General features: G+C 76.2%; 1 protein-coding gene. It reads left to right on the top strand.

What is annotated here, in order from left to right:
- Positions 1 to 40: 40 nt before the first annotated feature.
- Entirely contained in the window at positions 41 to 10,168 is a 10,128-nt protein-coding gene (locus OG858_RS06070; protein WP_328545073.1) for a type I polyketide synthase, read from the top strand.
- The last annotated feature ends 21 nt before the right edge of the window (positions 10,169 to 10,189 follow it).

Raw genomic sequence — 10,189 nt, 5'->3', positions numbered from 1 at the left:
CCCGACGCCCCGGCCCGCCCGGTTCAAGGAAGTGACACACGTGGCTGACGACGACAAGTACGTGGAATACCTCAAGCGGGTCACGGGCGAACTCCGGCAGACCCGCCGCAAGCTGCGCGAGGTCGAGGACCGGGGCCGTGAGCCGATCGCCATCGTCGCGATGAGCTGCCGGTTCCCCGGCGGCATCCGCACCCCCGAGGATCTGTGGCGGCTCGTCGACGAGGGCGGCGACGCCATCGGCGCACTGCCCGACGACCGCGGCTGGGACATCGAGGACCGCTACGATCCCGACCCCGACCGGCCCGGTACCTTCTCCACCCGCGAGGGCGGCTTCCTGCACGACGCCGCCTCCTTCGACGCCGCCTTCTTCGGCATGAGCCCCCGTGAGGCACTGGCCACCGACCCGCAGCAGCGGATCCTGCTGGAGGCGTCCTGGGAACTCCTGGAACGCGCCGGGATCCGCCCGCAGACCCTGCGCGGCAGCGCCACCGGAGTGTTCGTCGGCGCCGCCACCGCCGGCTACGGGCAGGGCCCGGTCGAGGTCCCCGAGGACCTGCACGGCCTGATGCTCGCCGGGAACGCCACCTCCGTCGCCTCCGGCCGCATCTCCTACGTCCTCGGCCTCGAAGGCCCCACCGTCACCGTCGACACCGCCTGTTCGTCCTCCCTGGTCGCCCTGCACTGGGCGGTACAGGCGCTGCGCGCCGGGGAGTGCGACCTCGCGATGGCGGGCGGCGTCGCCGTCATGGCCACCCCCGGCCTGCTGTTCGAGTTCAGCCGACAGCGCGGGCTCGCCCCCGACGGCCGCTGCAAGGCCTTCGCGGACGCCGCCGACGGCACCGGCTGGTCCGAGGGTGTCGGCCTGCTCCTGGTCGAACGCCTCTCCGACGCCCGCCGCAACGGGCACCCGGTCCTCGCCGTGGTCCGCGGCTCCGCCGTCAACTCCGACGGCGCCTCCAACGGGCTGACCGCACCCAACGGACCCGCCCAGCAGCGCGTCATCGAACAGGCCCTCGCGAACGCCGGTATCACCGCCGCAGACGTCGACGCCGTCGAGGCGCACGGCACCGGCACCACCCTCGGCGACCCCATCGAGGCCCAGGCGCTGCTCGCCACCTACGGCCGCGCCAAGAACGCCGAACGGCCCCTCTTCCTCGGCTCCCTGAAGTCAAACCTCGGCCATACCCAGGCCGCCGCCGGCGTCGCGGGCGTCATCAAGACGGTGATGGCGCTCCAGCACGGCCGACTGCCCCTCACCCTGCACGTGGACACGCCGTCCACGCACGTCGACTGGGACGCCGGTCACGTCCGGCTGCTCACCGAGCCCGTCGACTGGCCCCTCACCCCCGGACGCCCGCGCCGCGCGGCCGTGTCCTCCTTCGGCATCAGCGGCACCAACGCGCACACCGTCCTGGAGGCCGCCCCCGAGGAGCCGGAAGAGGAGGCCCAGGAGACCGAGGCGGCCCCCGCGGCCGCCGTACGGCTGCCCCTCGCCCCCTGGCTGCTGTCCGCGCGCGGCGCCGAGGCCCTGCGCGGCCAGGCGGCCCGCCTGCTCGACCACACCGACACCCACCCCGGCGACGACCCGCACGTCACCGCCCGTGCTCTCGCCGCCACCCGGCAGTCGTTCGAGCACCGCGCCGTCGTCCTCGCCGAGGACACGGCCACCGCCCGCGACGCCCTGCGGGCCCTCGCCGCGGGAGAGGAACACCCCGCCGTCGTCACCGGCCGCACCCTGCGCGGCGCGACCGCCTTCCTCTTCTCCGGGCAGGGCGCCCAGCGTCCCGGCATGGGCCGCGACCTGTACGCCGCGTTCCCCGCGTACGCCCGCGCCTTCGACGAGATCTGCGCCCACCTCGACCCCGAACTCGGACTGTCCCCCAAGTCCCTCAAGGAGACGGTCCTCGACGGCGCCCAGGACGACGAGGCGCTGCGGGAGACAGGCCTCGCCCAGCCGGCGCTGTTCGCGGTCGAGGTCGCCCTCTTCCGCCTCCTGGAGTCGTGGGGCATCGCCCCCAAGTACGTCCTGGGGCACTCCCTGGGCGAACTGTCCGCCGCGCACGTCGCCGGAGTGTGGTCGCTGCCCGACGCGTGCCGTCTGGTCGCCGCCCGTGGCCGGCTCATGCAGGCCCTGCCCTTGGGCGGCGCCATGGTCTCCGTGGAGGCCGCCGAGGACGAGGTGACCGCGCTGCTCGCCGGGCACGCCGGCGCCGTGTCGGTCGCCGCCGTCAACGGCCCGCGCGCCACCGTCGTCTCCGGCGACACCGCCGCCGTCGAGGCCGTCGCCGCCGAACTCGCCGCCCGCGGCCGGACCACCCGCAGGCTGCGCGTCTCGCACGCCTTCCACTCGGCGCGCATGGACGCCGCCCTGGACGAGTTCCGTACCGTCGCCGAGAGCGTCACCGCGCATCCGCCGCGCCTCACCGTCGTCTCCAACCTCACCGGCGGCCCCGCCACCGCCGAGGAACTGGCCTCCGCCGACTACTGGGTGCGGCACCTGCGCCACACGGTCCGCTTCGCCGACGGCGTCGGCTGGCTCGCCGCCCACGGCGTCACCCGCTACCTCGAACTCGGCCCCGACGCCACCCTCACCGCGCTCACCCGCTCCTGCCTGCCCGACGACACCACCGACCGGGTCTGCGTGCCGCTGCTGCGCAAGGAGCGCCCCGAACGCGGCACCCTGCTCGCCGCCGTCGCCGCCGCCCATGTGCACGGCGTCCGCGTCGACCTCGACGCGCTGCTGGGCGCCGACCCGGCCGACCCGCGCATCGCCCTGCCCACCTACGCCTTCACCCGGGACCGCTACTGGCTGCCCCCCGCCCTCACCACCGCCGACGTCACCGGCGCAGGCCTGACCGGAACCGGGCACCCGCTGCTCGGCGCCGTCGTCCGCGTCGCCGACGACGACCGGGTGCTGCTCACCGGCCGCCTGTCCACCCGCGCCCAGCCCTGGCTCGCCGACCACACCGTGTCCGGCACCGTCCTGCTGCCCGGTACGGCGTTCGTCGAACTCGTCCTGCGCGCCGGCGACGAGGTCGGCTGCGGCCTCCTCGACGACCTCACCCTGGAAGCCCCGCTGGTGCTCCCGGACACCGCCGGTGTCCAGCTCCAGATCGCCCTCGGCGCCCCCGGCCCCACGGGCCACCGCCCCGTCACCGTGCACTCCCGTCCCGACGCCGACGACGACTCCCCGTGGACCCGGCACGCCACCGCCGTACTCGCCCCGGCACCCGCCGCCACCGAGGCCGAACCGGCCGCATGGCCGCCCGCCGACGCCCGGCCCGTCCCCCTGGACGGCTTCTACCAGGCACTCGCCGACCAGGGCTACCAGTACGGGCCCGTCTTCCAGGGCCTGCGCGCCGCCTGGCAGTCCGGTGACGTCCGGTACGCCGAGGTCGCCCTCCCCGAGGACCAGCACCGCGACGCCGCCCGCTACGGACTGCACCCCGCGCTCCTCGACGCCGCCCTGCACGTCCAGCTCGCCGGCGGTGGCGACGACGCCGGTGAACCGGGCGCCGTGGGCCTGCCGTTCGCGTTCAGCGGCGTCACCCTGCACGCCGTCGGCGCCACCGGCCTGCGGGTCCGCCTGGAGCGCGGCACCTCGGGAGCCGTACGCCTGCACCTCGCCGACGGCACCGGACGCCCCGTCGCCACCGTCGACTCCCTCGTCAGCCGCCCGGTCGCCGCCGGCGCCCTCGACACCGCACGCCCCGCCGACGGCGCCCTGTACGCGGTGCGCTGGACCGCCGCCGAACTCCCGGCCACGCCGGGCACCGACGGCTGGCGCCTGGCCGGGGACGACCCGGCGGGCCTGCTTCCGTCCTGGCCGCGGCTCGGCGCCGACGAGGACTCCTGCGCCGCCGCCGTCCTGCCGTACGCCTCCCGCCCCGACGAGACCCCCGCCGACCTCGCCGCCCGCGCCCTCACTGCCCTGCAGACACTGCCGGCCGACCCACGCACCGACGGCGCCCCGATCGTCGTCGTCACACGCGGCGCCGTCGCCGCCGACGACGGTGAGGACGTCACCGACCTCGCCGCCGCCGCCGTGTGGGGCCTGGTCCGCGCCGCGCAGACCGAGAACCCCGGCCGCCTCGTCCTCGCCGACCTCGACGACACCGACGCGTCCCGCGCCGCGCTCACCGCCGCCGTAGCCACCGGCGCACCCCAACTCGCGCTGCGGGAGGGCAGGCTGCTGACCCCGGCGCTGGTCCGCACGCCCGCCGCCGACGCCGCGCCCGTCTGGGACGCCGACGGCACGGCCCTGGTCACCGGCGGCACCGGCGCGCTCGGCGCCCTCGTCGCCCGCCACCTCGTCACCACCCACGGCGTGCGCTCCCTGCTGCTGCTCTCCCGCAGCGGCCCCGACGCCCCGGGCGCCCGCGCCCTCGCCGACGAACTCACCGCCCACGGCGCCGTCGTCCGCGTCGAGGCGTGCGACGCCGCCGACCCCGACGCCCTCGCCGCCGCCCTGGCCGCGCTGCCCGCCGACCGGCCACTGCGCGCCGTCGTCCACACCGCGGGCGTCCTCGACGACGGCGTCCTCGACTCACTCACCCTCGACCGGCTCGCTCCCGTGCTGCGGGCCAAGGCGGACACCGCGCTCGCCCTGCACACGGCGACCCTCCACGCCGACCTCACCGCCTTCGTCCTGTTCTCCTCCGCCTCCGGCCTCCTCGGCGGAGCCGGACAGGCCAACTACGCCGCCGCCAACACCGTCCTGGACGCCCTCGCCCACCACCGCCGGGCGACCGGCCTGCCCGCCACCTCCCTGGCCTGGACCCTGTGGGACCACGACAGCGGCATGACCGGCGGGCTCGGCGAGGACGACCGGCGCCGCATCGCGGCCTCCGGGCTGCCCGCCCTCGCCCCCGACCGTGCACTGCGCCTCCTCGACGAGGCCCTCACCACCGGCGAACCCCTCCTCGCGCCGCTGCGCACCGATGCCGCCGCGCTGCGCTCCGCCGCCGCGACCGGACGCCTGCCCGCCCTGCTGCACGGCCTCGTCCCGGCACCCGTCCGCCGCGCCGCCCGCGCCGCCGACGGCGGCTCCTCCGCGCTCGGCCGCACCCTGGCCGGACAGTCCGGGCCCGAACAGGAACGGCTGCTTCTCGACCTTGTGCGCCGCCACACCGCCGTGGCCCTCGGCCACGGCTCGGCCGGCGCCGTCGACGGCGAACAGTCCTTCAAGGACCTCGGCTTCGACTCGCTCACCTCCGTCGACCTGCGCAACCGCCTGAACGCCGAGACCGGACTGCGGCTGCCCGCCACGCTCGTCTTCGACCACCCCCGCCCCAGCGCCCTCGCCCGCCACCTGGCCCGGGAACTCGCGGGCACCACCGAGCAGTCGGCCCCCACCACGGTCGCCGCGGCGGAGGACGACCCGGTCGTCATCGTCGGCATGGCCTGCCAGTACCCCGGCGGTGTCAACTCGCCGGAGGACCTGTGGCGGTTCGTCTCCGAGGGCGGCGACGCCATCGGAGCCTTCCCCACCGACCGCGGCTGGGACCTGGACCGGCTGCCCGGCCTGCAAGCCGGATTCCTGCACGGCGCCACCCACTTCGACGCCGCCCTCTTCGGCATCGCACCCCGCGAGGCCCTCGCCATGGACCCCCAGCAGCGACTGCTCCTGGAGAGCTCCTGGGAGGTCCTCGAACACGCCGGGATCGACCCGCTGTCCCTGCGCGGCAGCCGCACCGGCGTCTACGTCGGCGCGATGGGCTCCGGCTACGCCTCCGGACTGGCCGACATCCCCGAAGGCATGGAGGGCTACATCGGACTCGGCGTCTCCGGCAGCGTCATCTCCGGCCGGGTCGCCTACACCTTCGGGCTGGAGGGGCCGACCATGACGGTCGACACCGCCTGCTCCTCCGCCCTGGTCGCCCTGCACCTCGCCGCCCACGCCCTGCGCCAGGGCGAATGCACCATGGCCCTGGCCGGCGGGGTCACCGTCATGGCCACCCCCGGCACCTACACGGAGTTCACCGCCCAGAACGGCCTGGCCGCCGACGGCCGCTGCAAGGCCTTCGCCGCCTCCGCCGACGGCACCAGCTTCTCCGAGGGCGTCGGCATGCTCCTGCTGGAACGCCTCTCCGACGCCCGCCGCCACGGTCACCGGGTACTGGCCGTGGTCCGCGGCTCCGCCACCAACCAGGACGGCGCCTCCAACGGCCTGACCGCCCCCAACGGCCCCTCCCAGGAACGTGTCATCCGCCAGGCGCTCGCCTCGGCCGGGCTCTCCCCGGCCGACGTCGACGCCGTCGAGGCCCACGGGACCGGCACCACCCTCGGCGACCCCATCGAGGCCCAGGCCCTCCTCGCCACGTACGGCCGCGAACGGCCCGAGGGACAGCCCCTGCTGCTGGGCTCCGCCAAGTCCAACTTCGGGCACACCCAGGCCGCCGCTGGCGCCGCAGGCGTCATCAAGATGGTCATGGCCATGCGCCACGGCGAACTGCCCCCCACCCTGCACGTCGACGAGCCCTCCCCGCACATCGACTGGTCTAGCGGAACCATCGACCTGCTCACCGAGGCCCGCCCCTGGCCCGCCCGGGAGGGCCGCCCGCACCGAGCGGGCGTGTCGTCCTTCGGCATCAGCGGCAGCAACGCCCACGTCGTCCTGGAGGCACCGCCCGCCCCCGAGCCCGCCCCCGACCGGCCGGCACCGGCCGCCCTGCCCCGCGTCCACCCCGTCTCCGGGCACACCCCCGAGGCACTGCGCGCCCAGGCCGCCCGGCTGCGCACCCACCTGCTGAACCACGACGACGACCCCCGCGACCTCGCCCACACCCTCACCGCCGCCCGCCACCCGCACCCGCACCGCGCCGCCGTCGTCGCCACCGACCGCGAGGAACTCCTCACCGGACTCGCCGCCGTCGCCTCCGGCGAAGGCGCCGCGCACGTCGTCACCGGCACCGCCGCCGGCGGCCGCCTCGCCGTCCTGTTCAGCGGCCAGGGCGCCCAGCACCCCGGCATGGGCCGCGACCTGTACGCCGCCCACCCCGTGTTCGCCGAGACGTTCGACACCGTCTGCGCCGAACTCGACCGTCACCTCGACGGACCGCCGCTGCGCGACGTGGTCTTCGCCGCCGAGGACAGCGACGGGGCCGCGCTCCTGGACCGCACCGCCCACACCCAGGCCGCCCTGTTCGCGTTCGGCACCGCCGCCCACGCCCTGGCGACGTCCTGGGGCATCCGCGCCGACGTGTTCGCCGGACACTCCATCGGAGAGCTGACCGCCGCGCACGCCGCCGGGGTCTTCGACCTCGCCGACGCCTGCGCCCTCGTCGCCGGCCGCGGCCGGCTCATGCAGAACCTGCCCGAGGGCGGCGCCATGGCCGCCCTGGAAGCCACCGAGGCAGAGGTCCTGCCCCTGTTGGAGGGCCGCGCCGACCGCGTCGCGATCGCCGCGGTCAACGGACCGGTCTCGGTGGTCGTCTCCGGCGAGGAGAAGGACGTGGAGGACATCGCCGCCGAGTTCACCGCACGCGGACGCAGAACCCGACGCCTGCGGGTCAGCCACGCCTTCCACTCGCCCCTGATGGAAGCCATGCTCGACGACTTCCGCGCCGTCGCCGCCCGCGTCCGCTACACCGCCCCCGCCGTCCCCGTCGTCTCCAACCTGACCGGCGCCCCCGCCACCGGCGACGACCTGATCACCCCCGACTACTGGGTCCGTCACGTCCGCCAGGCCGTCCGCTTCGCCGACGCGGTCCGCACACTGGAGACCGACGGCATCACGCACTGCCTCGAACTGGGCCCCGATGCCACCCTCACCACCCTCGTCCAGGACGGCCTCACCGACCCGGCGGCGATGACCGCCGTACCCCTGCTGCGCCGCGGCGTGCCCGAGAACCGCGCCGCGCTGCTCGCGGCCGCCACCCTGCACGCCCACGGACACGGGAAGGCGCCCGCCGCTCAGGACGACGCCGAAGCCCGGCCCGTGGCCCTGCCGACGTACGCCTTCCAGCGCGAGCGTTTCTGGCTGGAGCCGTCCGCGCCGCCCGCCGCGCGCACCCACGACAGCGCGTTCTGGGAACTCGTCGAGGCCGCCGACCCCACGGCCCTCGCCGCACGGCTCCACGTCGACACCGACGCCCCGCTCAGCGCCGTCCTGCCCGCCCTCGCCGCCTGGCGCGACGAGGACCGCAAGGACGCGGAGATCGGGCGCTGGGAGCACCGCGCGGTGTGGCGCCCCGCCGCCGACGGCAGCGCCGCCACCCTCACCGGTACCTGGGTCCTCACCGTCCCCGACCGCGTCCACGGCGGCCCCTGGGCGACCTCCGTCGCCGACGCTCTCACCGCGCACGGCGCCCATGTCCACGTCCTGCCCGTCGAATGCGCCACCGCCGACCGCGCCCTCCTGGCCTCCGCCCTCACCGCCCTGCGGCAGGACGACGGGCCGGCCTGGACGGGCGTGCTGTCCCTGCTCGCGGCCGACACCGCACCGCTGCCCGGCCACCGGGCGGTCCCGGCCGGCCTCGCCGCGACCACCGCCCTCGTCCAGGCCCTCGCCGACGGCGCCGCGGGCACGGACCCGGTCCGCCTGTGGGCGCTCACCGCGGGCGCGGTAGGAGTCCTCGGGAGCGAGGCGCCCGCCGAACCCGAGCAGGCAGCCGTGTGGGGCCTCGGCCGCACCGCGGCCCTCGAACACCCCCAGCTCTGGGGCGGACTGGTGGACCTGCCCGCCGGCACCGCCACCGCCGTTCCCGCCGACGTCGCCCGCCGCCTCGCCGCGGCCCTCGCCGACGGTACCGAGGACCAGATCGCCGTCCGACCCTCGGCCACCTTCCTGCGCCGCCTCGAACACGCCCCGGCCGGCGCGCCCGCACCGACCACCCCCGACTGGACCGGAACCGTCCTGCTCACCGGCGCCACCGGCGCGCTCGGTCTGCGCACCGCCGCCTGGCTCGCGGCCCGGGGCACCGCACGCATCGTCGCCGTCAGCCGCTCCGGCACCGGCTCCGAAGGCGCAGCCCGCCTTCAGGACACCCTCGTCGGCACCGGTACCGAACTCGTCCTCGCCGCCTGCGACACCGCCGACCGGGACGCGCTCGCCGCGCTGCTTGCCGAACACCCGGTCGACGCCGTCGTGCACACCGCGGGCGTCCTCGACGACCGGCTCATCGACGGCATGGACTCCGCCGCCCTGGACCGCGTCCTGCGGCCCAAGCTGGCCGCCGCCCGCAACCTCGACGAGCTGACCCGCGACCGCGACCTCACCGCGTTCGTCCTGTACTCGTCGGTCTCCGGCACCCTCGGCACCATCGGCCAGGCCAACTACGCGGCGGCCAACGCCTACCTGGACGCCCTCGCCGAACAGCGCAGGGCCGCCGGACTGCCCGCCACCTCGCTGGCCTGGGGACCTTGGGCCGGAGGAGGCATGGCCACCGCCGACGCCGACAGCGAGGCGCGGATGCGCCGCAGCGGCATCAACCCGCTCGAACCCGAGCGGGCGGCCGACGCCCTCGGCCGGGCCGCCGCGCGGGCCGACGCCGTCCTCGCCGTCGCCGACATCGACTGGGCCCGCTTCGCGCCCGGGTTCACCACCTCCCGGCCCAGCCCGCTGCTCGCCGAACTCCCCGAGGTACGCGATCTGTTGGCCCAGCGTCCGGACACCACCGCGGCAGCCCCGCACGCCCTGCGGGAGCGGCTCGCCGGGCAGTCCGCCGCCGAGCGCGAACGCACCCTCACCGCCCTGGTGCGTACGGAGGCAGCCGTCGTCCTCGGCCACGCCGGCACCGACCGCGTCGGCGCCGCGACGGCCTTCAACGCCCTCGGCTTCGACTCCCTGATGGCCGTCGAACTGCGCAACCGGATCGGCGCCGCCACCGGCCTGGCCCTGCCCGCCACACTCCTCTTCGACCAGCCGAACGCCAGCGCGCTCGCCGCATATCTGCGCGGTCGGCTCACCGACGACACCAACGCCGCCGGAGCCGTCCTCGCCGGACTGGACTCCCTGGCGACGCTCCTGGACGCGCTGCCCGAGGACGACACCCGACGCGACCGCATCGGCTCCCGCCTGCAGTCCCTGCTCGGGAACTTCACCGGCACCACCTCCGCCGCCGCCGTCACCACGGCCGGCACCGGCGACGACATCGGCGACCGGATCCGGTCCGCGGGCGCGGACGAGATCTTCAGCTTCATCGAGAACGACCTCGGCATCTCCTGATGGCACGGCCACGGGACCTGA

Source organism: Streptomyces europaeiscabiei, from assembly GCF_036346855.1.
In the GTDB taxonomy this organism is placed as follows: Bacteria; Actinomycetota; Actinomycetes; order Streptomycetales; family Streptomycetaceae; genus Streptomyces; species Streptomyces europaeiscabiei.
The sequence above is the reverse complement of the archived record's forward strand: the minus strand, read 5'-3'. Positions and strand labels throughout refer to the sequence as shown.